Raw genomic sequence first — 24,119 nt, 5'->3', positions numbered from 1 at the left:
TAAGGAGGGTCCGGGCCGGCGCGGAGCTTCTAGGCGGGCACGAGTACGCCGCGGAAGTTCAAGCCCGCGTGCATGTCGGCGTAGCCCTGGTTGATCTCGTCGAGCCCGTAGGTCTGGGTGATCATCTCCCTGAGCTTCAGCGCGCCCGACCTCCACATGTCAACGAGGCGGGGGACGTCCTTGGAGGGCGACATCATCCCGTAGATCGAGCCCTGCACGCGCTTCTGGTACATCGTCAGCTCGAGCGGCGCCACGTCGATCGAGGTCGTGTGGCCGGGGGCTGCGGCAGTGACGACCACCGTCCCGGCCTTCCGGATCGCACGAAGGCGGCGCCGACGTCCGCGGAGGTGAGCACGCCGACGCAGATGATTGCCGCATCGGCACCCTGTCCGTTGGTCAGGCTTCGGACGAGCTCCGTGGCCTCGTCCACCGACGTGAACACGTCGGTGGCTCCGAGGTCCAGACAGAGATCGTGCTTGGACGTCACCGGCTCGACGACGACGACCCGCGCCGCCCCTGCGTGAGCCGCGCCCTGCACCGCAGCGATGCCGATCCCGCCCGCGCCCATCACCACGATGACGTCGCCCGGCCGGACGGCTGCCGCGTTGACGGCAGACCCCCAGCCCGTGGGCACGGCGCAGCCGAGCAGCGAGGCCAGCTCGAGTGGCATGTCGGCTCCGATGGGGACGCAGCTGTACTCGGGCATGACGCTGTACTCGGCGAAGCCGGAGACCAGGCCGGCCTGCGCCACCGGCTCGCCGTCCAGGTGCATGCGATAGCTGCCGTCGAGCTGATGACCCTCGAGCATCAAGGCCCCGTTGTCACAGAGGTTCTGCTGCCCGCCGGCGCACCAACGGCACCGGCCGCACCCAGGCACGAAGGCGGTCACGACGTGGTCGCCGGGCTTGAGGGTCCGGACCCCGGGACCGACCTCCTCCACGACTCCCGACGCTTCGTGCCCTCCGCACAGGGGGAGGTGCCCCACCGGGATGTCCCCGGTTGCGAAGTGGTCGTCGGAGTGGCAGAGACCGTTCGCCACGATCCGGACCAGGACCTCGCCCTCGCGGGGCGGGTCCAGCTCGACCTCGTTGACCTCCCACTTCCCCGGCACTTCCCGGAGCAGTGCGGCGCGCACCTTCATCGTCGTCGCCTCAGGACGTGCCCGGACCGGTTCCGCGTCGTACGCCCGCGGTCACCGCCTCGGGGAGCTGACGGCTGGGGTCGACCGAGATGGTCTTGTAGTGCAGGAACTCCTGGTACGCCGTCGGGCCGTGCTCGCGGCCGATACCGGACCGCTTGTAGCCGCCGAAGGGCGAGCCGAGGTCGGCCGCGAAGGTGTTGACCGAGAACGTCCCGCTCCGCACCCTCCGCGCGATCTCGAAGCCGTGAGCGTCGTCCGCGGTGAACACCGCGCCCGAGAGCCCGAGCTCGCTGTCGTTTGCGATGCGCACTGCGTCGTCCTCGCCGTGGTGAGGGATCAGCGAGGCCACGGGACCGAAGATCTCCTCCCGGCTGACGCGCATGTCGTTGTCAGCGTCGGTGATCAGGGTGGGCTCGAAGTACCAGCCGCGGTCGAGACCGGCCGGCCGGCGGCCGCCCGTCGCGACGGTGGCGCCTTCCTTGCGGGCGAGCTCGACGTACTCCTCGACCCGGTCGCGCTGGCGCTCGGTCACGAGGGGGCTGATGACCGTGTCCGCCTCCATCGGGTCGCCGATCTTCAGCGACCTGAAGCCCTCGACGAGCGCCTCGGCGTACTCGTCGTAGCGCGCGGCGGGAACGACGAGGCGGGTCAGCGCGACGCAGCTCTGCCCGGCGTTCGTCCCGACGCTGGCGCCGATGAGCACCGGCAGCGCGTCCTCGAGCTTGGCGTCGTCGAGGACGATCGCCGCCGACTTCCCGCCCAGCTCCAGCACGCACGGCTTGATCAGCTCGCCGCACGCGGCGGCGATCCGGGCTCCGGTCTGCACCGAGCCGGTGAAGCTGACCATGTCGACACCCGGGTGGCGTACGAGGTACTCCGCCTCCGGCGCCCGGGCGGCCACGATGTTGATCACGCCCGGCGGCAGGCCGACCTCCTCGCAGATGTCTCCGTAGATGAAGGTCGCCAGCGGGTTGGGCTCGGTCACCTTGACGACCGCGGTGCAGCCCGCGATCAGCGCCGGGCCGACCTTCTGCGGCACCGCCGGGAAGGCGAAGTTGTAGGCGGGGAAGGCGGCGACCACGCCGACCGGCTCCTGGACCACCAGGCTCGCTCCGGCCATCGGGATGATGCTGCCGCCCTCGGAGCTCGCTGCGAGCGGGCCGAGGTCGCTGAGCCGCACCTCGGAGGTGTCCAGGCTGCGGCCGATCTCGGCGTTGTAGTTGAGGCTCATCACCGGCGAGACCACTTGGTAGACCTGCGAGAGGAACAAGGTGCACCCGAGCTCCTCGCTGATGAGCGGCGCGAGCTCCTCCTGACGCCTGGCGATCGCGTCCGCCATCCGGGTCAGGTAGTCGGCGCGCTCTGCCGGCGTGAGCCGGGGCCACTCTCCTTGGTCGAACGCCCGGCGCGCGGCGGCGACGGCCGCGTCGATGTCGGCGGTGGAGGCGGCGGGGACGCGGCCGATCCGCTCCTCGGACCGCGGCGAGATGATGTCGAAGTGGTCGTCCGACTGGGCGGGCCGCCAGGCCCCGTCGATGAAGAAGTTGTGGTGCTCGGTGTTCATTGGGGACGTGTCCTCCACTCGGTTTCGGGCCTGAGCCCGGCTGAGAACTCGGCTGCTTCCGATCCCGGAATGGAAGTGAACCCAGTTCGATTCAATTTACGCCAAAGTGATCGGGGCCACAAGGGCTCCGGGACGCTTCGGCGCATCAGGACGACCCGGCCGACGGCCGCGATCCGGCCACGCCCGTCGCCCATCCGCCGATGCGATCCCAGAGATCTGCGCGACCGGCCTGGAAGTTGTGGCAGTGATAGCTGCCTGCCAGCACGAACAGCGTGATGTCGTCCGCCCGTTCGTAGAACGCCGCCTCGCCCCGCGGCTGCTCACTGATGTCGAACTCACCGAACGCGAGGAACACCGGTGACGAGACCTGAGCCGCGTGCGCAGCCGTGTAGCCGACGTGGAGGGCATCGACGTAGGGCCAGGCTGCCCAGACCACCGGGTTCGCATTGTCCGCGGCGATGATCTCAGCCGGCACGTCAGGACCGTTGAGCCACGCTTGGTGAGGCACCTTGTCGACGACGCCGTAGCCCGCCTCCCACTGCGATCCCCAGAAGCCCTTGGCGAGCTCGACGGCGGTGGAGCGCATCGTCGCGTCGTCCCCATGGTCGACGGAGCGAGTCTTGACTCCGTGCGTGTAGCCGAGGACGGCGATCCCGTCGTAGCTACCCCATTGCGCCTGCTGGATGGCGACGAGGCCACCGCCCATGGAGTGCCCGACGCCGACCACTCTCGGCTCGGCGATGGGCGGCAGCCCGGCGGCGAGGGACCCGTCCGCCAGACGGGCGCGAAGAACTTCTACCGCGCCGTGGGCCGCGGCGGCCAACGCCTCGTACGTGCAGACGGTGCCGTCCGCGGGCCGTCCGCTGCCTCCGACGCCCAGCGGGTCGACCGCGAGCACCAGGAAGCCACACGAGGTCATGTGCTCGGCGAAGCTGTAGCCGTCGTGGCCCGGGATCCGGATGTCCCAGTAGTCCCTTCCGTACGACCCGCCCGGCCAGCAGACGAGAACGCGGACATCGTCAGCGATCTCGTCCGGAACGAACAAGGTGGCCGCGAGCGCCAGCTCTCCGACGCCATCAGGCGTGGCCGACGAAGGCAGGGCCAGGCTGAGGTCGATCCGCGATCTGGGGCCGGCCTCTTTCTGCAGCTGCATCGGAGCTTCCTCTCCCGTGGGGCGCCGGCCGGGCCGGCGCCGAGTCGATGACATGTCAGATGAAGGTGGATGCGGAGGGCGCCGGCGATGTGGCCGGCGCCCCCGCATGCCTCAGTTGAGCTGCCAGAGCTCGGTGAACTGCTCCTCGTAGCCCGCAGGGCCGGCGAAGTCGTACGACGGCGCCAGCGCCTCCGCCGCCTCAGGCGTGTCGACGATGTACGTCGGCAGGGACTCCATCTCCTCGTGGTAACCGTCAGGCAGCGTGCCGCCGTCGACGAGTCGGAGCGCCGCGTCCACCATCTGCCACCCCGAGTAGAGGCTCGGGTAAGCCACCCAGGCGGCATCCATCCCGCCACCCTCGACGAGCGCCTCGAACTGCTGGGGCCCGCCGCCGTTGCCGATCAGCTTCACCTTGTCCTCGAACCCGGCGACCTGGAGCGCCTCCGGAACTCCGATCTCCAGGTCCGCGAAATTGAACAGCACGTAGTTGGTGTCGGGGTTCGACTGGAGGTAGGCCACGAGCTTCGACGCCACCTGGCCGCCGGCCAGGTCCTCGACGGTCAGCTCCAGCTCGTCGGCCGAGCAGTCAGCGCAGTGCTCGTCGACCATCTTGTGCACGCCGTCGACGGTCGTCTGCAGCGAAGGGAAGCTCGGGATCGTGACGGTCACGATGTTGGCGCCGCCGCTGGAGTCCTTGATCGCCCACAGCGCCAGGTTCTCCCCGTCCGGCTGCGTGGTCTGGCTGCAGATCGCGGCGTACGTCTCGGGAGACGGGTCCTCGGGACCCGGTGAGCAGGTCACCACGGGGATGCCCGCCTCTGCGGCGCTGGCGAGCTGGGCTTCGATCGCCGCCGAGGGGATGCCGGTGATGCCGATGACGTCGGGGCTCTGCTGGATCGCCGACTCGATGGCGCCGCCGGGGTCAGTGGCCTTGAAGACGATGTTCTCGTAGTTCCACCCAGCAGCGTCGACCGCGGCCTCGACCCCGGTCCCGATCTTCCCGCAGATCGGCAGCTCGCACTGCAGCCAGAAGAAGGTCTTCCCGGGCTCCGGAGGCGCCTCGAGCGGGGTGGTGATCGTGATCTCGGTCGGCGGGGTCGTCACCGGGTCCGGCGCTGCCTCGGCCGCAGCCGAGGCCTCGGGCGAGGTCGACTCCGCGTCGGAATCACCGCATGCAGCCAGCCCGAGGGCCAGCAGCGGCACGGCGAGCGACATGCGCGCAATGCGCTGCCAGTTCTTCATCGGAACTCCTAAGTAAACTTGAATTCAGTTCAGTTTGAATGGATATGAACGTCCGAGATCTCTGGAACCCGGGCAGGTCGTGCCCGGTTGGTGCCTGTCAGCCCTTCTTCGCGGTGTTCCCCGCGTCGATGGGAAGGGCGATCCCGGTGATGTACCGGGCCGCATCGGAGCAGAGCCAGGCGACTGCTTCGGAGACATCGAGGGGTTCGATCCACGGCACGTCAGGCAGGCTGTTGAGCCCGGCGAACGCCTCGCGGACGTCGTCAGGGCCGGGCTGGGCGACGTCGGGTGCGAACAGCCGGAACGTCGCGTCGTTCACCACCAGCGGCGTGTTGACCGTGGTCGGGCAGATGGCGTTCACCCGGATCCGGTGGGGGCCCAGCTCTTGGGACAGCACCTTCATCAGACCGATCACGCCGTGCTTGGCCGCTGTGTAGTGGGCGGTGTTCTGGTAGCCGATCAGGCCGGCCGTGGAGCTGGTGAGCACCACCGAGCCGCCCTCCCCTCGCTCGACCATCGACGGGAGCGCTGCCCGGACGGTGTTGAACACCCCGGTGAGGTTGACGTCGATCATGTCCTTCCAGACCTGCTCGGACATCTCCCAGCTGACCGACCACGAGCCGACGCCGGCGTTCGCGCAGACGACGTCGATCCGGCCGAGCTCGCCGAGCCCGGCGTCGACGACCTTCTGGACCTGGCCGAGGTCGCGGACGTCCGCCTCCTCGGCGACGATGCGACGGCCCTTCGCCTCCACGAGCGCGACCGTCTGGTCGAGGTCGGCGCGATCCGCCAGCGAGTACGGGACGCTCTCGACGGCATCGGCACAGATGTCCAGGGCGACGATGTCCGCCCCTTCGTCTGCCAGCCGCAGGGCGTGCGAGCGGCCCTGGCCGCGACCGGCGCCGGTGATGAAGGCGACCTTGCCCTCGAGTGTGCCCATCTGCGCTTCTCCTCGTGCTGGTTCGGTGTTCGTGTCCGTGTTGCCCATCGGGCCGCGCGCCTCGACTAGGCGGTCGCTGCCAGACCGAGCTGCAGGCGACTGAGCTCCTCGGTGGTGAGGCGGGACCCCGCCACTTCCGCGACGATGCGGCCGTCGCGCATCACGACGACCCGGTCGCAGGTGTCGCACAGCTCGCTGTCGTCGGACGACGCGATGACGACGCAGGCACCGTCCGCTGCCACCTCGCGCGCGAGCGCGTGGATGACGGCCTTGGCGCCGACGTCGACCCCCTGGCTGGGCTCGTCGAGCAGGAGCACGGCGGGTTGCCGGCGCAACCACTTCGCCAGGACCACCTTCTGCTGGTTGCCGCCGGAGAGCGCGCCGAAGAGGGCCTCGGGGAGCGGCGGGCGTACGTCGAGACGCCGGATCCACTCCTTGACCTCCTTCACCTCGCGCCCCCGGCTCAGGTATCCGAAGCGGGTCGCGAAGCGGCGCAGGTCGGTGAGGCCGAAGTTCTCCCGGACGGGCATCTCGAGGATGGCGCCCTCACCTCGGCGGTCCGCGGGCACGAGCGCGAGGCCCGCCCTCATCGCGCGGCGCGGGTTCGCCGGCACCGGCCGGCCGTCGAGCCGCACGTCGCCCGATCTCGACGCGACGCCGAAGATCAACGACAGCAGCTCTTCGCGTCCGGAGCCGGTGAGCCCGGCGATCCCGACGACCTCGCCGCGGCGTACGCGGAGGTCGACGTCCTCGACGACCGTTCCGTTCAGGCCGGTGACCGCTAGGGCGACCTCGCCGTCCGTCGGGTCGACGGTGTGGTCATGCGGAGGACGTAGCTTCTCGTCACCGATCATCGAGCGCACCAGGCCGTCCTGGTCGATCGCGTCGACGTCCCAGGTGCCGACGCGAACGCCGTCACGCAGGACGGTGACCCGGTCACCGATCGCGAAGATCTCGTCGAGTCGGTGCGACACGTAGATGACGCCCAGTCCGGCTTCCCGGACACGTTCGAGTGCGGCGAACAGCACCGCGACCTCCTCCCGCGGCAGCGACGCGGTCGGCTCGTCGACCACGAGGACCCGCGCGGCCTCCCAGTCCCACAGGGCTCGGGCGATGGCCACGCCGGTGCGCTCGGCAGCGCCGAGCGCGGCCACGGGCCGCTCGACGTCGAAGCTGTAGCCCAGGTCCCTCATCCGGCGCACCGCGTCGCGGCGCTCTGCGGCCCAGCGGATCCGTCCGCCACGACCGGTGGAGAGCCGGCGGCCGAGCATCAGGTTCTCGACGGTGCTCAGCGTCCCCACCAGGCCGAGGTCCTGGTGCACGAAGCGCAGCCCCGCACGGTGAGCATCCGCCGTGCTCGACAGATCGATCTCCGCACCACCCAGCTTGATCTCCACGCCCGGGTCGGGCTGGTGGAAGCCGGCGAGGACCTTGATCAGCGTCGACTTGCCGCAGCCGTTCTGGCCCACCAGTGCGTGGATCTCGCCCGCTCGCAGATCGAAGTCGACCTGGTTGAGCGCCCGGGTCGAGACGAAGGTCTTCGACAGGCCGCGCACCGTCAGCACCGGGTGCCCCGACCCGACGCCGTCGGTGGCCAGCTGCGAGAGCGTCACGTCAGCTCACCGGCTCCGGAGCCTGCTCCCGCGAGGCCCGCAGCTTGCGCAGGACCGGGCGGCTGGCGACCGCCACCGCGATGATCAGCGACACACCCTGGAACATCGGCTGGCTCCAGACCGAGGCGGACGAAGCCGAGAGCGCCAGGCCCTGGATGCCGAAGGCGAGCGCGAAGTAGGCGATGAGGGTGCCCCACACGTTCGGACGCTGTGAGAGCTGCGAGGCGCCGAGGAAGACCGCCGCGACCGCCGGGAAGAGGTAGCCAGGGCCGACGCTGGACGAGAACACGGGGCTCTGCATCGAGAAGACCACGCCGGCGAGACCGGAGATCGCGCCGCTGGCGACGAACACCCCGAACAGGATCCGCTGCGTCGGTACGCCGGCCAGCCGGGCCGCCTCGCGGTTGCCGCCCGTCGCCAGGAGATGACGGCCGACGGCGGTGAACTCCAGGGCGTACCACATCACCAGGGCGAGCAGCAGGAGCATCCAGACGACGACGGGTATGCCGACGAAGTCGCCGCGCCCGAGCTCACCCCAGCCCTCGGGGAACTGACCGATCAGCTGGGTGTTGTTCGACATCAGCAGCAGGACGCCGGCGAGCACCTGGCTGACGCCGAGGGTCGCGATGAACGAGTCGACGTGCAGCTTGACCACGATGAACCCCGACACAGCACCGCTGAGGGCAGAGGCGGCGATCGCGATCAGTGCGGTCACCAGGATCGGCAGGTCGGTGTGGAGGGACAGGTAGACGACGATGCCCAGGCCGAGCGCCATGACTGCGCCGATCGAGAGGTCGTAGACCCCCGCCGTGAGCGGCACGAGGAAGGCCAGCGCCAGGATGCAGGTCACCACCCCGGAGCGGAAGACCAGCGTGAACGTCACTTCGGTCAGGAACGTGTCCGGGCTGAGCACGCCGAACAGCACGACGAAGAAGGCCAGCAGGTAGATGGCGCTGATCCGACGAGGGGCCAGCTTGCCGAGGATCCGGCCGGGCTCGATCCGCCGGGACCGGGTCTCCGGCTCGGCGAGTTGGTCGACCGGCTCATCCACCGGGACGAACTGCTGCGTTGGTGCCACATCGATCTCCTCACAGAGGCCCTGCTTCAGTTCTCGAAACCTAGAACTGAATTGAACTCGTGTCAAGCGTCACATCGACGCCGGGCTACCGAGACCCGCTGCCCGCGGCTCGGGGAGAAACGCACGCGTTTGCGCAGGTCAGCACGGCATTCCGTTGCGGCCGCACCAGCTCCTGGGCATCGTGGTCCACGCCTGGCGGGCGTTCGAAAAAATAGTTGGACGCCCTAGGACCGAGGCCAGTTCGGCTCAGCCGAGGTCGCGGAGCGCAAGCTCCAGGTAGGGCGCGACGGCCTCACCGGCGGTGTCGAACCCTGGGCCCGCGCCGGCGCCGGCTCGCCTCCGGTGGTCGATGCCGGCCGCGATCACGGCGACCTTGAAGCACGCCAGAGACAGGTGGAACCCCCAGTCCTCCAGCGGCACTCCCCCAGCCGCTTCGTAGCCGGCGGCGAGCTCACGCGAGGAAGGGAGCCGATCGCTCGTCCAGGCACTCGGAGCCCCCATCACGAGGTCGAACGGCGGATGCCGGTACGCACACATCATCGCGACGTCGGCCACCGGGTCGCCGATCGTCGACAGCTCCCAGTCGATGACGGCGGCCACCCGGGACGAGGGTCCGTCCACGGCGATCAAGGTGTTGTCGATGCGAAAGTCGCCGTGCACGACCGACGTCGCGCGCTGCGGCGGCACCCGGGCCGCCAGCCGCGCCATGACCGCGCGCGCCAACGAGTCGAGGTCCGAGAGACCCACGCTGTCCCACTGTCGGCTCCACCGGTTCAGCTGGCGCGCGGCGTACCCCTCGGGGCGACCGAAGTCCTCGAGTCCGGCGGCGACGTGGTCCACCCGGTGCAGTGCCGCGAGCGTGGACAGGAGATCGCTCGTCATCGCCACGACCGCCTGGTCGTCGTGCTCCGCCAGGTCGGCCTGCGTCCTGATGGCTGCACCCTCCACGTGACCGCTCACCGTGAACGGGACACCGAGCAGCGACTCGTCCTCGCACAGCAGGAGGGCCGGGGGCACCGGGACGCCCGAGTCGGCCAGCGCCGCCGTCACCCGGTGCTCGCGTGCGACGTCGTGGGCCGACGCGGTCCGGCCGGCGCGCGGCGGCGTGCGCAGGATCCACCGGGACCGGCCGTCCGAGATCACCGAGGTGAGGTTGGAACGACCACCCGAGATCGGCTCCGCCTCGAGCGGCCCGGCGACCTCGACCCCCGCCCCGGAGAGTGCTCGAGCGACGAGTGCGAGCTCGTGGCGACTCGGCGTCGTCACGAGGCTTCGGAACCCGCCACGCGACGGACGGCACGCCGGGCGATGGACCACCGGTGGACCTCGGAAGGGCCGTCGTAGATCCGGAACGGGCGGATCTCCCGCGCGATGCGCGCGACCGGCAGCTCGCGGGAGACACCGAGCCCGCCGCACATCTGGGTCGCCCGGTCGACGACCCGGTGCAGGGCCTCGGCAGCGAAGGTCTTCGCGATGGACGTCGACTCCGACGCCCGGCTGCCGGCGTCGAGCTCGCGACACGCCTCCATCAGCAGCGCTCGGGTGGCCGCGAGATCGATCTCGTTGTCGGCGATCATCTGCTGCATCATCCCGAGGTCCGCGAGCCGTCCGCCGAACGCCGGCCGGCCGGCGGCGTACCTGACGGCAACCTCGTGGGCGCGGGACGCCGCACCCAGCCACCTCATGACGTGCGTCATGCGCGCGGGGCCCAGCCGCACCTGGGCGTACCTGAATCCCTCGTCCACTCCCCCGAGCACGTCCTCGTCCGCGACGAACACGTCGGTGAACCGCATCTCGCAGTGACCGCCCAGCATCGACCGGTCGACGGTCTCGATGTGCCGGACCACCTCGATGCCGGCCGCGCTGCTGGGAGCGAGGAACATCGTGGCTCCACCCGGCGCGCCGGGCTGACCGCTGGTGCGCGCCATCACGATGTAGAAGGTGGCACCGTCCGCTCCGGTGATGAACCACTTGCGGCCGTTGACCAACCACCCCCCGTCGACCTTCGCGGCAGTGGTGGTCAGCATCGTCGGGTCGGCACCCGCGCCCGGCGCCGGCTCGGTCATGGCGAAGGCCGACCGGGCCTGGCCGCTGACGAGCGGAGCGAGGTAACGGGCCCGTTGCGGATCCGACGCCACGTTGTCGAGGAGGTGGACGTTGCCCTCGTCCGGGGCGTTGATGTTCAGCGCCACCGGGCCGAACAACGACCAGCCCGCGGCCTCGAAGACCGGAGCCCGGTCCGCCATTCCCAGACCGAGGCCACCGCAGTCGACCGGGCCGTGGGGTGAGAGCAGGCCTTCGGCCCGCGCGGCGGACTGGAGCCGCTCGCGCAACGTCTCACCACCCGCCGCCTCGATGTCACCGTCGTGCTCGTCGTCGACCGGTAACACCTCGCGTCGCACGAACGCCGTGGTCGCCGCGACGATGGCCGCGATGTCGTGGTCAGCCTGCATTGTTCGTCCTCACTCTTCGGGCTTGTTCATCTAGAGCCGCACCAGGGTCTTGCCGAGGGTCCGGCCGTTCAGCATGTCGGCGAGGGCCGCCGGCGCCCCCGCCAGTCCGTCGTAGACGGTCTCCGGGCACACCAGCTCGCCGTCACGGAGCCACCGACCCACCCGCGCCTGCATCTCCGGCAGACGGTCCAGGTGCAGGCTTCCGCGGAAGCCCGAGAGCGTCAGCTGCTTCGCGGTCGCGAGGAACAGGTTGTGCGGGCCGCGGGTCTCGGACTGGTAGTCCGAGACCGAACCGCAGAGGGCGACACGGCCGTGCATCCGCAGCGCGGCGAGCGCTGCCTCGAGATGGTCGCCACCGACGTTGTCGAAGTAGACGTCGATCCCGTCGGGCGCCAGCCGCCTCAATGCGGCCGCCAGTTCCTCCTCGCGGTAGCTGAAGGCGTCGACCGCCAGCGTCTCGCGGAGCCAGCGGACCTTGTCCGGCGTACCCGCCGAGGCGATCACGCGGTGCCCGAGCAGCCGAGCGAACTGGGCGACCAGCGATCCGACCGCGCCGGCACCGGCGGACACCCAGACCACCTCGCCGCCGCCGAGCGCACCTGCCACCGCCAGCCCGCTGTACGCCGTCAGTCCCATCGGGCCCAGCGCACCGAGGAACGACTGCGGCTCGTTGCCGTCGAGGTCGAGCCGCCGCAGCGTGCCGATGCCGTTCATGGCCACGTCCGACGCCCGGACGACGGAGTACTCCCGCCAGCCGAGGGAGTGCCACACCGTGTCGCCGGTCGCGAACCCGGCGGCGCGCGACGCGACCACCTCGCCGACGGTCAGGATCCCGTCCATGGGTGCTCCGAGCGGGAACGCCTGGAAGTAGCCGGCCGGCGCCGCGGCCCGGAGCCGGAGCCGCAGCCCAGGATCCACGGAGGTCCAGGTGTTGCGCACCAGCACCTCGCCCTCGGCCAATCCGCCGACGTCGTCGGGGACGGCGCTCTTGACCATGACGAAGTGCTGCGGCCCCACCTCGCCGTCGGGGTAGCTCGCGACCTGCAGCTCTGCGCTCTTCACCCGAGCACCTCCCTCGATCCGCGGTGGACAGCACCACCCTACCTGAACTAAGTTCAGTTCATGCTGGATGAGTCCAACCGAGCCCTTGGTCGCTACCGCGAGCGTCGGGTCCTGGTCACCGGAGCAGGCGGGGGCCTGGGCTCCGTGATCTGCGAGCGCCTGGCTGCCGAGGGCGCGCGACTGATCGCGGCCGACCTTCCCGGCGCCGCTCTCGACAGCGCACTCGACGGCCTCCCGGACGGGGACCACTTGGCGGTCGCGCTCGACGTCAGCGACGAGGACGCCTGGCGCGCGGCGGTCGACCGGGTCGAGGCGGAGCTCGGCGGGCTCGACGTCCTGGTCAACAACGCCGCCATCGGCTCGCTGAAGACCGTCGAGGACGAGGACCGGGAGCACTGGGACCAGGTGATGTCGGTCGACGCGACCGGCGTCTGGATGGGCATGAAGCACGCCGGCCCGCTCATCGAGCGGTCCGGCGGTGGCGCGATCGTCAACGTCGCCTCGATCCTCGGCAGCACCGGCGGCCTCGGCAACAGCGTCGCCTACCACGCCGCGAAGGGCGCGGTCCGGACGATGACGAAGAACGCGGCGCTGCACTGGGCGACGCGGGGCGTCCGCGTCAACTCCCTGCACCCCGGCTTCATCGAGACCGCCCAGCTGCTCGAACGCTACGGAGGTAGCGAGCGGCACCGGGCGATGGTGGCGAACACCCCCATGGGCCGCCTGGGTCGACCCGCGGAGATCGCAGGGGCGGTCGCCTTCCTCGGCAGTGACGACGCCGGCTACATGACCGGCGCCGAGCTGTACGCCGACGGGGGCTGGACCGCCCGCTGAGCGGCGTACGGCGTCCTCGCTCGTCAGACCCGGGCTTCGGGCACCATCACCATCTCGTCGCCGGTGACGATGATGCTCCGGCCCCCCATGGAACCGACGTGCGCCACCGCTCGCTGCCACTCATCGCTCGCCAACGCGGTCTCGAGCGCCTCCTTGCTGTCGAAGCTCAGGACGGACAGGCCGTCCCAGCCGTCCGACCGCTCGCCGCTCATGCCCTCGAGCACCTCGGTGTGCAGCCATCGGCGCAGACCGGGCAGCGGATAGGTCACCTCGGCGTGCTCGCCGCGCCACCACTCGATGAAGTGCTCGTGGGTCCAGGCAGAGGGCTTGGACGCGAGGACGATCAGGTTGTACACGGAAAAATGCTCCTTGTGCTGGGGACTAGCGGGCCAGCCGGACACAGGCCCCGGCGGTCAGCTGGGCGATCTCTTCGAGCGTGTGGGCACCATCGGGCCGGTACCACCGCCACACGCTGTTGACCATGCCCAGCAGGAGCCGGGACAGCACCAGCTCGTCACGTCGCTCGAACGCGCCGGCGAACATGCCGTCGCGGATCAGCTCGGCCCACTCGTGCTCGATGTCGCGCACGAGTCCGCGGGCCCGCTGGCGCTCGTCCTCCTCGCGGACCGACGACCGCTGCCCGACCAGCAGGTCCTGGTGACTCATCAGGATCCGTGCCTGCAGGGCCTCGCGCGGGGTCACGTCGAACGCAGCGAGGACGGCGACCCGGATCTTCTCGGCCGGGTCGTCGATCTCCGCGGTGACCGCCTGGGTCCGCTCGAAGGAGCGCTCGAGCTCGGTGCTCATGATGGTGAGCAGGCAGTGCACCTTGGACTCGAAGTAGTGGTAGAGCGCGGTCTGCCCGATCCCGACGTCGTCCGCGATCGTGGCCCACTTGGTGTGCTCGAAGCCCACCTTGCCGAAGTTGTCGATGGCCGCGTCGAGAATCATCCGCCGCTTCGATCGCGGACTCTCGGTCCGCGTGGTCTCTACCGTCATGGGAGCGTCCTCGTCACTAAGTGAATTCAGATCAGGATACCTGCGCACGTGCCTTCAACGTGGACGATCGCCTCCGGCGTCGGCCGTGGCGAGCTGCGTCGCCAGGGCGGCCGCCTCGTTGCGGTTGAGCTTTCCCACCCGGTTCTGCGGGAGCGCGGGTACGGCGTACACGAACTCCGGCCACTTGAACTTCGGGACGTCCGCTGCCCGGAGCTGCTCGCGCACGTCGTCGAGACCCAGCTCGGTGCCGGTGAAGACGACCAGCGCTGCGGCCCGCTCCCCCAGCAGGTCGTCCGGTACCGGCACGACGCACACCTGGGCGACGCCAGGGATCGCCGCCACCGACGCCTCGACCTCGTTGATGTCGATGTTGCGGCCGCCGCGGATGATGATCTGCTTCTCGCGGCCGCGGATGTTGATGGTGCCGTCGTCGTTGATCGTGGCGCGGTCCCCGGTCGGGAAGAACCCGTCGGCCGTGACTGCGGGGGGTCGCGGCACGCCGTCGCGGGCGTACCCGACGAACAGCGAGGGACCGCGGACCTGGGCGTTGCCCACCTCGCCGTCCGGCACCGGCCGGCCGTCGGCGTCGACCACCCTGACCTCGGTGCCGGGGAAGGGGCGGCCGTCGCGTCCGAGGCGGACGTCCGCCGGGTCGGACGGCAGCGGTGTCGTGTGGCCGAGGGCCTCGGACATCCCGAAGACGCGGAGGAAGCGCGTGCCCAGGTGGCGCTCTGCGTTCTCGAGGGCCCTCGCGTTCATCGGCCCACCGCCGACCGTCATCGCCTTCAGCGACGACAGCGCGCCCTCCGACCCCGGGACCAGGGAGAGCTGGAGAGCCATCGTCGGCACCAGCATCGTCCACCCGACCTGGCGGTCACGGAGGAGCGCGACCGCGTCCTCGGGGCTCCACTTGTCCAGGCAGACCATCGGACTGCCGAGCATCGCCGGCAGGTGCATCCCGAAGCAGAAGGCAGCCACGCTCGACAGCGGAACGAGGGCGCCCACCGGATCGCCGGGCCGCAGACCGACCGCATCGATGGTCGACCGACCGGCATACCGCAGCGCGGCCTCGGACTGTACGACGCACTTCGGCCGACCCGTGGACCCCGACGTCATGGCGATGACGACGCCACCCGCCCAGCGATCCACCCCCCTGGTCGGACCGGAGGTCGCACGGAGCTGCCAACCGTCGAGCACCTCGCCGGCGGCGGGCAGGGACGCGTCGTCCACCTGCCAGGTGGCCAACGCCTGGGGGGATGCGACGACGGCATCGGGCTGGATGTCCTCGAGGGCGAGCTCGTACTCGGACCGCGCGGCGTGGCCGCTGACGACGGCGATCAGCCCGCCGCGGAGACCCACGGCGACCGCCGCGGCCAGCGTCCGCCACGAGTTGTCGGCCTGGACCAGGACGGTGGGCGGACCGCTCTGGCACGCGTCCAGCCGGGCGACGATCTCGCCGGCCCGGGTGACCACCTGGCGCAGCGTGTGCTCGCCCTCACCGTCGATGACGGCGACGACGTCCGGCGCGCGCTCGGCTCGCTCGACGAGTTCCTGCGCGAGCTTCCTCATGTCGCTCTCTCCTGCTTCCTCGGTTCGATTGTGCTCACTGGCCGGGCACCACGACAGCCCGGCCCTGCACGCGGCCCGCTCGCAGGCACTCGTACGCGGTCAGGACGTCATCCAAGCGGTAGGTCTCGATCTCCGCCCGGATCCGTCCGGCTTCTGCGCACCGGATGACCGCGGTGAGGTCGCGACGGGTGCCCCAGAACGGAGCGCTGACGCCCCAGCCACGTTCCAGTCCTGCCGACTTGCCCACCTCGAGGCACCCGCCGGCCGAGCCGACCACCACGAGGCGCCCGCCGGGTGCCAGCAACGTGCCGGCCACCGCCAGGGTCTCCTGGGTGCCGACGAAGTCGAGGACGACGTCGGCGCCATGCCCCCCGTCGCAGCCGTCCAGCCAGGCGGCCGCGTTCGCGACCGCAGGTACGACGGCGTCCGCGCCCAGCTTCATCGCCAGCTGACGGGCCGCCCTCCGCGGCTCGACCGCGACCACGCAGGCCGGGTCGTGGCCGGCGAGCAGCTGCAACGCCAGGTGACCGAGCCCGCCCACGCCGATCACGACGACCGTGGCGTGCGGCAGCAGCTCCCGGTGGGTGTCGAGAGCGTGCTGCACGGTCAGGCCGGCGTCGGTGAGCGGCGCCGCTGCCAGGGGATCGACGCCCTCGGCCCCCACCAGGTGACGCGCGGCGGGCACCAGCATGTAGTCCGCCAGCCCTCCGTCGCGGCCGATCCCGCCACCGATCGGGCCGGTCAGCGCGAAGCAGTAGTTCTCGCGACCACGCCGGCACTGGCGGCAGCGGCCGCACGACCACACCCCGTGGACGGCGGCCCGCCGACCGAGCCACCCGGGCTCGGCGTCGTCACCGGCCGCCACCACCGACCCGACCACCTCGTGCCCGAGGGTGAACGGCAGCTCGTAGGGCAGGGCACCGGCAGGGGCGTCCATGATGTGGAGGTCCGAGTGGCAGAGCCCGGCCGCGTCGACGCGGAGCAGCAGCTCGGTCCCGCTCGGCACGGGAACCGGCACCTCGACGAGCTCAGGCGGCGCGCCCCAGGCGAGCAGGCGCAGCGCGCGCATCGTGGACGGCGTCCCCGTCATCGTGCGGTCCATCCTCCGTCGACGGCGAGCGCGTTCCCCGTGACGTAGCTCGAGGCGTCGGACGCGAGGAAGAGCAGCGCGCCGTCGACCTCGCCCTCGCGACCCCCGCGACCCAGCATGGTGTTCCGGCGCACCCATCCGGCCGACTTCTCGTTGCTGAACAGTCCGTCGGTCATCTCGGTGTCGAACCACCCGGGCACCAGGGCGTTGACGCGGATGCCGCGGCGGCCCCACTGCCCGGCCAGCTCGCGGGTGATGCCGATGACGGCGGCCTTCGAGGCGGCGTACCCCGCCCCGCCGATCGGCGCCGTCGACACCAGGCCGACGACGGAGGAGATGTTGATGATCGAGGCGGCCCGGTCCTCGGGGAGCGACTTCACCATCTCGACGGCGAGGCGGAACCCGGCGGTGAGGTTGAGATCGATGATCGCGCCGAACTCCTCGGCCGTCTCGGTCAGGGCGTCCGGCGGGCCGGCCATCCCGGCGTTGTTCACCAGGACGTCGATGCCGCCGTTGATCGCGGAGGCGGTCGCGATCAACCGCTCGCGGTCGTCCGCTCGGGTGACGTCGCACTCGACGGGGACCAGTCCGGGCACGTCCGCGGCGAGCTTCTCGAGACGACTCTTCCGGCGGGCGGCAGCCACCACGGTGGCTCCGGCGCCCGCGAGGGTCCGGGCGAAGCCGTTGCCGAGGCCGGCGGAGGCACCGGTGACGACCGCGACGCGACCGGTCAGGTCGAAGGCGTCGAAGGGGAAGTCGGACATCAGTAGACCGCCGTCCGTCCGCCGTCGACCGGGATCAGGGCACCGGTGGTGTAGCCCGCCACGTCGGACGCGAGGTGGACGACCATGCCGGCGAGCTCGCGAGGATCGCCGAGGCGCCCGGACGGCAGCCGGTTCGTGACGAGGCCGATGAACTCGTCGTCCCACTCGTTCGCCATGTCGGTCGCGAACGCTCCGGGCATCACGCAGTTGACCCGCACGTGGGGTGCGTACTCCTGCGCGAACGCGCGGGTGAGCGCGTTGAGCCCGTTCTTCGAGGCCGCGTACGTCGCCTCCGGCGGGCTGGGCCGCTCGGCGCCGATGCTGGAGATGTTGATGATCGACCCGCGTCCGGCCCGGAACATGTGAGCGCCCGCCACGGCCATCAGACGGTACGGACCCTTGAGGTTGACGTCGATCGTCTTGTCGAAGAGGGCCTCGGTGACGTCCATGGCCGACGGAACGAGCGGCGCGATGCCGGCGTTGTTGACGAGCACGTCGATCCGGCCGTGGCGCTCCACGACACCGTCGACAGCGGGCTCGATGGCGTCCCAGTCCCCGACGTGCAACGGCAGCGGGTACGCCTTGACGCCGGTGGCCGCGGTGATCCCTGCGGCCACCTCCTCGCACGCGTCGGCCTTGCGGCTGGACACGATGACGGTGGCGCCCGCCTCGGCAAGCGCGTCCGCGATCGACCGGCCGAGACCGCGGGTGGCTCCGGTCACGAGCGCGACCCTGCCGTCGAGCAGGGCGCCCGCGGTTGTCGGGCCGCTCACGGGACCGGCTCCTTAGGGACGTCGTGCTTCTTGAGCTCCTGGAGGGCGATGCTCCTGAGGTGCACTTCGCTGGGTCCGTCCGCGATCTGGAGGGCGCGGGTGATGGAGAAGAGCCGGGCGAGCACCGTGTCGTCGCTGACGCCGGCGGCCCCCCACGTCTGGACGGCGCGGTTGACGACGTTGTGCGCGACCTCCATCGCGGCCACCTTGATCGCGGCGGCCTCGGTGCGGGCAGCCGCGTTGCCGCGGGTGTCCATCAGCCAGGCGGCCTTGAAGGTGTAGAGCCGGATCTGGTCGATCTCCATCCGGCTGCGGGCGATCCACTCGCGCACGACGCCCTGCTCGGCGAGCGGGCCGCCGAAGGCCTCGCGGACGCTCGCGCGCTGGCACATCAGGTCCAGGGCTCGCTCGGCCATGCCGATCGCGCGCATCGCGTAGTGCATCCGGCCGGGCCCCAGACGGCCCTGGGCGATCGCGAAGCCTCCGCCCTCCTTACCGAGGACGTTCTCGACCGGAACCCGGACGTCGGTGAAGGTGACCTCGCCGTGGCCGAGCCGGTCGCGGTAGCCGAACATCGGCAGGTCACGCACGACCTCGACTCCCGCCGCGTCGGCCGGGACCAGGACCATGCTCTGCTGCCGGTAGGTCGTCGCGGTCGGATCGGACTTGCCCATGAAGATGATCAGCTTGCAGTCCGGGTCGAGGATCCCGGAGGTGTACCACTTGCGGCCGTTGAGGACGTAGTGGTCGCCGTCGCGCTGGATCGTGGAGGTGATGTTGCGGGCGTCGGAGCTCGCGACCTCCGGCTCGGTCATCGCGAATGCGGATCGGATCTCACAGTCCAGCAGCGGGTCCAGCCACTCCTTCTGCTGCTGCTCCGTCCCGTACATCGCCAGGATCTCCATGTTGCCGGTGTCCGGGGCCGAGCAGTTGATCGCCTCGTTGCCGATGATCGACCGGCCGACGATCTCGGCGAGCGGCGCGTACTCGAGGTTGGTGAGCCCGGCGCCGCGGTCGCCGTGCGTCATGAAGAGGTTCCACAGGCCCTGCTCGCGGGCGATCCGTTGGAGCTCGCGCATGACCGGCGGCTGCTCGTGCGGGTTGCTGTTGGCAGCGACCTGCGCGTCGAACACCGCCTCCGCCGGGTAGACGTGCTCGGCCATGAAGGCCTCGAGCCGGACCACCAGCTCGGCGGTGCGGTCGGAGAATTCGAAGTCCACGAAGGTTGCCTCTCGTGCGCGTCATTGCGGATGGATGGCCGGTCTGGGTCAGCAGAGCCGCTCGGTGCCGGTCCGGATCAGCCGGTCGATCGTGGCCGGCAGGCGCTCCTGGTCGGGGTCGTGGTGCCTGCCCTCGCGGTGCCGACGGAGGTTGTGGCCCATGATCGCGGCCATCTTGAAGCGGCCGAGCGCGTCGAACCAGGTGAGGTCGCGCGGCACCGGGCCGCCGTCGGCGTACCGCTCGACCAGCTCGACGGGGTCGGGAAGTCCGGGGACCTCCCTCCCTACGCCGGGGAAGTTGGTGCCGTCGGCGAAGACGAGGAACCAGCCGAGCTCGACCCGCGGGTCACCCGGGCTCCAGATCTCCCAGTCGATCAGCGCGGCCGGCTCCGAGCCGACGGAGATGAGGTTGCCGAGCCGGTAGTCCCCGTGCACGAGCACCGGGTCGACGGCCTCCGGGACCGACGAGGCCAGCAGCTTCTCCAGCCGCTCGGCTCCCGGGACGAGCTCGGGCGGGACCGCGGCCAGAGTGCGGCTCCACCGGGCCAGCTCGTCGGCGGGGGTGAGCGGTTCGCCGTCGACAGGGAGCGCCGACAGCGGCACGGCGTGCAGGCGCGGGAGGATCGCGGCGGCTCGCCGCATCCGCGCCGCAGCCAGCGTCGGGTCCAACGGGGGATCATCGAGCACCGGCTCGAGGGAGTCGCCGGCGACGAGCTCCATCGCGAACCAGGCCGGTTCGACGTCGTCGGTCGCCCTGATCGCCGGCACCGGGACGCCGGAGCCGGCGAGCGCGGACATGATCCGCGCCTGGCGCAGCATGTCGTGCCGGCCGATCGATCGCTGGCCGGGAGGCACCGCCTTGACGACGAACCACTCCTCCCCGAGGGCGATCTTGTAGGTCAGTCCGGAGTGGCCGCCCAGCAGCGGTTCGAGCGCCGTCGGCTCGCCGGGATGACCGGCAGCACGCAGGGCGTCGACGACCCGGTCCTCGAGGGCGGTCGCCGTGGTGGCGGTCATCGTGGCTCCCTCGGCAGCCCGAGCACCCGCTCCGCGAGGATGTTGTGCTGGATCTCGTCGGTGCCGCCGGCGATCCGGTACCCGGGTGCGCCGAGCACGTGCTCGCTCCACGCCCAGGCCCCCCACTTGTCGCTCCGGACGGTGAGGTCGGGACCGAGCAGCATCCGCGCCACCTCTGACGTTCGAGCCATGGTGTCGGTGGCGAGCAGCTTGCCGACCGAGGCCTCGGGCCCGGGGTCGTCGCCGGCGACGACGGCAGCGGCGACCCGCATGCCGGTGAGACGCTGGACGTAGCTGCGCGTCACCAGGTCCGCAACCTTGTCGCGCTCCAGCTCGGTGAGGGGTCGCCCGAGGTTGCGGGCCAGCTCGACGGCCTGGTCGGCGTTCTCGAGTCCCAGGGCGCCCGAGTCCAGCCGCTCGGACGCGAGGACGGTCAGTGCGACCTTCCAACCCTGGCCTTCGGGACCGATCCGGTAGCCGTCGCCGAGGCGGACCTCCTCGAGGTACACCTCGTTGAAGGAGGCGCCCCCGGTCATCTGGCGGATCGGGCGCACGGTGACACCGGGGGCGTCCATCGGCACGAGGAAGGCGGTGAGGCCCGCGTGCTTGGCGGCGGTCGGGTCGGTGCGGGTCACCGCGAGGCCGTAGTCGGCGACCGGGGCGCCGGAGGTCCAGACCTTGTGACCGTTGAGCACCCACCCGTCACCGACGCGCACCGCACGGGTGCGGACCGCCGCGAGGTCGGAGCCCGCCTCGGTCTCGGAGAACAGCTGGCACGCGATGAGGTCGGTCCGCAGCATCGCCCGGACGTACGTCGCCCGCTGCTCCGCGGTGCCCCACTGAGCGATGGTCGGGGCGATCAGCTGCTGGGTCACCGGGAACATCTCGGTGCGCCGCGGCACGTCGTACTCCGCCTCGACCCGCCGGAACGCGAGGAGGTACGACGGCGGCAGGTCGCGGCCGCCGTACTCCGGCGGCCAGGTGATGGCACCGAAGCCGGCGTCGAACTTGGCCTGCTCGTAGGCGCGGACCCGGTCGGTCTCCTCGCGCTCCTGCTCGGCCGTCCAGTTCTCGAAGACGGCCACCGAGTCGGAGCCCTCGCCCCAGGAACGGCGGGTGCGGGGCTCGGCGACGCCGCCCAGCCACGCGCGGGCGTCGGCGACGAAGCCGTCGAGGTCGGGAGCGGTCACGTCAGACCCCCAGGACCGTGCACGCGCTGATGCCCGGCGCGCCGTAGACGTGGGTGAAGCCCAGCCGCGGCGAGCCGGGGACCTGTCGGTCGCCGGCCTCGCCGCGCAGCTGGGTCACGATCTCGTGGACCTGCCGGAGTCCGGACGCACCGATCGGCTCGCCGTTGGCGATGCAGCCGCCATCGGTGTTCACCGGGAGCCGGCCACTGATCTCGGTCTCGCCCGCGGTGATCCACTTCTCCTGCTCGCCGTGCTCGCAGAAGCCGCACTCGGCCAGGTGCATGATCTCAGCGCCGCTCTCGGTGTCCTGGAGCTGCGCGACGTCGATGTCCTCGGGCGAGACGCCCGCCTGCTCGAAGGCGGCCCGGGCCGCGTCGGTGCTGACGCTCGTGGGAGTGCCGGTCCCCTGGATCGAGGGGCTGAAGACCTCGAACGAGCCGAACGCCCGGGTCCGGGGCGCCACGGCGAGCAGCCGGACGGCCCGCGCCTCGAGGCGTCTCGCGGCTGCCGGGCTCGCGACGACGATCGCCGCGCCACCCTCACCGGGCGAGCAGAACATGTACTGGGTGAGCGGGTCGTTGACCATGGCGGCGCCGGCGATCTGCTCCTCGCTCATCGGCTCGCGGCGCCAGGCGTTCGGGTTGAGGGCACCGTTGCGGTACGCCTTGGCGGCGACCTTGGCGAGCGTGCCCTCGTCGATGCCGTGCTCGCGCAGGTAGCGCGCGATCTTCACGGCGAAGAACTGGGTGGTGACCATGAGTCCGGCCTCGCCGTACCCGGCGGGGAGGCCCCAGTCCTCGGGGCGCGGGTCGAACGCGCCTCTGGGGTGCTTGTCGAACCCGACGGCGAGCGCGATCTCGGCCGAACCGGACCGGATGGCGTTGACGGCCGCGACGAGGGCGCTGCCTCCCGTCGCACAGCCGTTCTTGACGTTGGTGAAGGGGATGCCGGTCAGTCCGAGCTCGGCGACCAGCGTGTCCGCGAGACCCGCTCCGTCACTGCCGCCGAACGCGACCTGGACGTCGGCCCAGGCAATACCCGCGTCGGAGAGCGCGGCGTGGATCGCCTGCACCGCCAGCTGCCGTCCGGTGACGCCCGGCTGACGACCGAACCGCGACAGCCCGGCGCCGATGATCGAGACATCAAGACTCATCGGCCGCCCACCGCCTCGGCGGAGGGCCGGGTGGCGAGCCACCCGTCGGTCGCGAACCGCGGCACCGGCTCGGTGGCCACGAGCGTCACCCGTGCGTCGACGAGCTCGGCCGGATCGTCGACCGTGGTGGCCTCGATGACCGCCTCGACCTTGACCCCCTCCGGGAGGTCGACGTACCCCAGGGCGTACGGCGTGAAGCCCTCGGCCGGCGGCACGTAGGGCGGGGACTTGGGCGCGAAGCGCTGGACCGTGTGCGCCCAGACCGTGCCCGTCCTCGCCAGCTCGACCGCCACCAGGTCGGAGCTGCCGCATCGCTGGCATCCCGCGGCGGCGGGGTAGGCGACGTTGCCGCACGGGGAGCATCGGCTCCCCAGCAGCGGCAGGGCCGGCTCGACCGCCATCGTCAGCGACCGACCCACTTGGGCTCGCGCTTCTGGAGGAACGCCCGGACGCCCTCGCGGCCGTCCTCGGACTGCAGTGCGTTGCCAACGGCGAGGTGCTCCATGATCATCAGCGAGCGGACGTCGGCGTCGAGACCCTGGTTGATCGCCATCTTGGTGAGCCGCATCATGTACGGGCTCTTGTCGGTCAGCGTGGAGATGAACTCCTCGACGCGCTTGTCGAGCTCGTCGGCCGGCGCCGAGTCGTTGATCAGGTCGAAGTCCTTCGCCTCCTGGCCGGAGAGGAGCTTGCCGGTCAGCATCAGCTCCTTCGTCTTGCGGAGGCCGATCATGCGGGGCAGGCGGTAGATCGGGCCGGCTCCGCCGAACAGGGCGCGACGGATGTGGAAGTCGCCGATCTGCGCGTCGTCGGAGGCGATGGCGAAGTCGCAGGAGATCATCAGCTCGAAGCCGCCGGCGGTCACGAATCCCTCGAGGACGGCGATCGACGGCGTCTTCATCGAGTAGAGGCGGTCGCAGACCTCGGCGGAGAGCACGGCGACGTCCATCGCCATCGTGGAACCGATGTAGTCCGAGAGCAGCTCGTCGAGGTCGAAGCCGGAGCAGAACTGGTTCTCGACGCCGCGCAGGACGAGCACCCTCAGCTCGGGGTCGTCGTCGACCTCCTTGATGATCTCGTCGAGGCGGTGCAGGAGCTCGACGGTCACCGCGTTCTTCTTGTGCGGGCGGTTGAGCCACACCCGGGCGACGTTGCCGTCCTTTTCGAGCAGGACGTGATCGGTGTCCACCATGAGGGATAGTCCTTTCAGAACCGAACTGGATTCAGTTTAGTTTGAACTTAGTTCAGTCAACTGTCAAGCGGG

Annotated in this window: 24 protein-coding genes; 1 reads left to right on the top strand and 23 read right to left on the bottom strand. The window is 70.8% G+C overall.

Features of this window, described 5'->3' with window-relative positions; genetic code table 11:
- Window positions 1-29 precede the first annotated feature (29 nt).
- From SHK19_RS09540 to SHK19_RS09490, 11 genes are all read right to left on the bottom strand, one after another.
- Entirely contained in the window at window positions 30-233 is a 204-nt protein-coding gene (locus tag SHK19_RS09540; RefSeq protein ID WP_322938506.1) for a hypothetical protein, read from the bottom strand.
- 2 nt (window positions 234-235) lie between these two features.
- Window positions 236-1,141 carry an alcohol dehydrogenase catalytic domain-containing protein gene (locus SHK19_RS09535; protein ID WP_322938505.1) on the bottom strand — a complete coding sequence of 302 codons (906 nt, stop codon included), beginning with the start codon at window positions 1,139-1,141 and terminating at the stop codon, window positions 236-238.
- Between the two features lie 10 nt (window positions 1,142-1,151).
- Complete coding sequence (locus tag SHK19_RS09530; protein ID WP_322457236.1) at window positions 1,152-2,705, bottom strand: aldehyde dehydrogenase; 1,554 nt, start codon at window positions 2,703-2,705, stop codon at window positions 1,152-1,154.
- Between the two features lie 145 nt (window positions 2,706-2,850).
- The gene (locus tag SHK19_RS09525) at window positions 2,851-3,858 is read right to left on the bottom strand and encodes an alpha/beta hydrolase (RefSeq protein WP_322938504.1); all 1,008 of its coding nucleotides are present in this window, start codon (window positions 3,856-3,858) and stop codon (window positions 2,851-2,853) included.
- Between the two features lie 111 nt (window positions 3,859-3,969).
- Window positions 3,970-5,100: a sugar ABC transporter substrate-binding protein gene (locus SHK19_RS09520; protein ID WP_322938503.1), complete on the bottom strand. Its 1,131-nt coding sequence runs from the start codon at window positions 5,098-5,100 to the stop codon at window positions 3,970-3,972.
- A gap of 97 nt (window positions 5,101-5,197) precedes the next feature.
- Window positions 5,198-6,040 (bottom strand): mycofactocin-coupled SDR family oxidoreductase, encoded by an 843-nt coding sequence (locus SHK19_RS09515; RefSeq protein WP_322457247.1) that lies wholly within the window; start codon window positions 6,038-6,040, stop codon window positions 5,198-5,200.
- Between the two features lie 65 nt (window positions 6,041-6,105).
- The gene (locus SHK19_RS09510; protein WP_322457248.1) at window positions 6,106-7,653 is read right to left on the bottom strand and encodes a sugar ABC transporter ATP-binding protein; all 1,548 of its coding nucleotides are present in this window, start codon (window positions 7,651-7,653) and stop codon (window positions 6,106-6,108) included.
- 1 nt (window position 7,654) lies between these two features.
- Window positions 7,655-8,731: an ABC transporter permease gene (locus SHK19_RS09505; RefSeq protein WP_322938502.1), complete on the bottom strand. Its 1,077-nt coding sequence runs from the start codon at window positions 8,729-8,731 to the stop codon at window positions 7,655-7,657.
- Window positions 8,732-8,977: 246 nt separating this feature from the next.
- On the bottom strand, window positions 8,978-9,997 hold the full coding sequence (locus tag SHK19_RS09500; RefSeq protein WP_322457250.1) for a phosphotransferase family protein: 1,020 nt from the start codon (window positions 9,995-9,997) through the stop codon (window positions 8,978-8,980).
- Entirely contained in the window at window positions 9,994-11,184 is a 1,191-nt protein-coding gene (locus SHK19_RS09495; RefSeq protein ID WP_322938501.1) for an acyl-CoA dehydrogenase family protein, read from the bottom strand. Before SHK19_RS09495 ends, SHK19_RS09500 begins: the two co-directional genes overlap by 4 nt.
- Window positions 11,185-11,214: 30 nt before the next feature.
- Window positions 11,215-12,246, bottom strand: coding sequence for an NADP-dependent oxidoreductase (locus SHK19_RS09490; protein WP_322938500.1), 1,032 nt, complete (start codon window positions 12,244-12,246; stop codon window positions 11,215-11,217).
- Window positions 12,247-12,306: 60 nt separating this feature from the next.
- On the opposite strand from SHK19_RS09490, the gene SHK19_RS09485 reads away from it, so the two are divergent.
- A complete protein-coding gene (locus SHK19_RS09485) occupies window positions 12,307-13,080 on the top strand; it encodes an SDR family NAD(P)-dependent oxidoreductase (protein ID WP_322938499.1) in 774 nt (257 codons plus the stop codon).
- 23 nt (window positions 13,081-13,103) lie between these two features.
- Here the strand turns inward: SHK19_RS09485 and SHK19_RS09480 are convergent, their stop codons facing one another.
- Genes SHK19_RS09480 through SHK19_RS09425 form a run of 12 tightly spaced genes read right to left on the bottom strand, consistent with a single transcriptional unit; the run spans window position 13,104 to window position 24,047 of the window.
- Window positions 13,104-13,436 carry an EthD family reductase gene (locus SHK19_RS09480; RefSeq protein ID WP_322457254.1) on the bottom strand — a complete coding sequence of 111 codons (333 nt, stop codon included), beginning with the start codon at window positions 13,434-13,436 and terminating at the stop codon, window positions 13,104-13,106.
- A 25-nt stretch (window positions 13,437-13,461) separates the two neighbouring features.
- Window positions 13,462-14,079: a TetR/AcrR family transcriptional regulator gene (locus SHK19_RS09475; protein WP_322457255.1), complete on the bottom strand. Its 618-nt coding sequence runs from the start codon at window positions 14,077-14,079 to the stop codon at window positions 13,462-13,464.
- Window positions 14,080-14,133: 54 nt separating this feature from the next.
- Window positions 14,134-15,648 (bottom strand): class I adenylate-forming enzyme family protein, encoded by a 1,515-nt coding sequence (locus tag SHK19_RS09470; RefSeq protein WP_322938498.1) that lies wholly within the window; start codon window positions 15,646-15,648, stop codon window positions 14,134-14,136.
- Between the two features lie 34 nt (window positions 15,649-15,682).
- Window positions 15,683-16,738: an alcohol dehydrogenase catalytic domain-containing protein gene (locus SHK19_RS09465; RefSeq protein ID WP_322457257.1), complete on the bottom strand. Its 1,056-nt coding sequence runs from the start codon at window positions 16,736-16,738 to the stop codon at window positions 15,683-15,685.
- Window positions 16,735-17,502: an SDR family NAD(P)-dependent oxidoreductase gene (locus SHK19_RS09460; protein ID WP_322457258.1), complete on the bottom strand. Its 768-nt coding sequence runs from the start codon at window positions 17,500-17,502 to the stop codon at window positions 16,735-16,737. Before SHK19_RS09460 ends, SHK19_RS09465 begins: the two co-directional genes overlap by 4 nt.
- A complete protein-coding gene (locus SHK19_RS09455; RefSeq protein ID WP_322457259.1) occupies window positions 17,502-18,275 on the bottom strand; it encodes an SDR family NAD(P)-dependent oxidoreductase in 774 nt (257 codons plus the stop codon). The genes SHK19_RS09460 and SHK19_RS09455 overlap by 1 nt, the downstream gene beginning before the upstream one ends.
- Window positions 18,272-19,495, bottom strand: a complete 1,224-nt coding sequence (locus tag SHK19_RS09450) for an acyl-CoA dehydrogenase family protein (RefSeq protein ID WP_322938497.1) — start codon at window positions 19,493-19,495, stop codon at window positions 18,272-18,274. The genes SHK19_RS09455 and SHK19_RS09450 overlap by 4 nt, the downstream gene beginning before the upstream one ends.
- Before the next feature lie 48 nt (window positions 19,496-19,543).
- The gene (locus SHK19_RS09445; protein ID WP_322938496.1) at window positions 19,544-20,512 is read right to left on the bottom strand and encodes a phosphotransferase family protein; all 969 of its coding nucleotides are present in this window, start codon (window positions 20,510-20,512) and stop codon (window positions 19,544-19,546) included.
- Window positions 20,509-21,702, bottom strand: a complete 1,194-nt coding sequence (locus SHK19_RS09440) for an acyl-CoA dehydrogenase family protein (protein WP_322938495.1) — start codon at window positions 21,700-21,702, stop codon at window positions 20,509-20,511. The genes SHK19_RS09445 and SHK19_RS09440 overlap by 4 nt, the downstream gene beginning before the upstream one ends.
- Window position 21,703: 1 nt before the next feature.
- The gene (locus tag SHK19_RS09435; RefSeq protein ID WP_322938494.1) at window positions 21,704-22,855 is read right to left on the bottom strand and encodes a thiolase family protein; all 1,152 of its coding nucleotides are present in this window, start codon (window positions 22,853-22,855) and stop codon (window positions 21,704-21,706) included.
- Complete coding sequence (locus tag SHK19_RS09430; protein WP_322457264.1) at window positions 22,852-23,256, bottom strand: Zn-ribbon domain-containing OB-fold protein; 405 nt, start codon at window positions 23,254-23,256, stop codon at window positions 22,852-22,854. The genes SHK19_RS09435 and SHK19_RS09430 overlap by 4 nt, the downstream gene beginning before the upstream one ends.
- A 2-nt stretch (window positions 23,257-23,258) precedes the next feature.
- Window positions 23,259-24,047, bottom strand: coding sequence for an enoyl-CoA hydratase/isomerase family protein (locus SHK19_RS09425; protein WP_322457265.1), 789 nt, complete (start codon window positions 24,045-24,047; stop codon window positions 23,259-23,261).
- Window positions 24,048-24,119: the final 72 nt, after the last annotated feature.

The organism is Nocardioides bizhenqiangii (assembly GCF_034661235.1).
Lineage (GTDB): Bacteria > Actinomycetota > Actinomycetes > Propionibacteriales > Nocardioidaceae > Nocardioides > Nocardioides bizhenqiangii.
The sequence above is the reverse complement of the archived record's forward strand: the minus strand, read 5'-3'. Positions and strand labels throughout refer to the sequence as shown.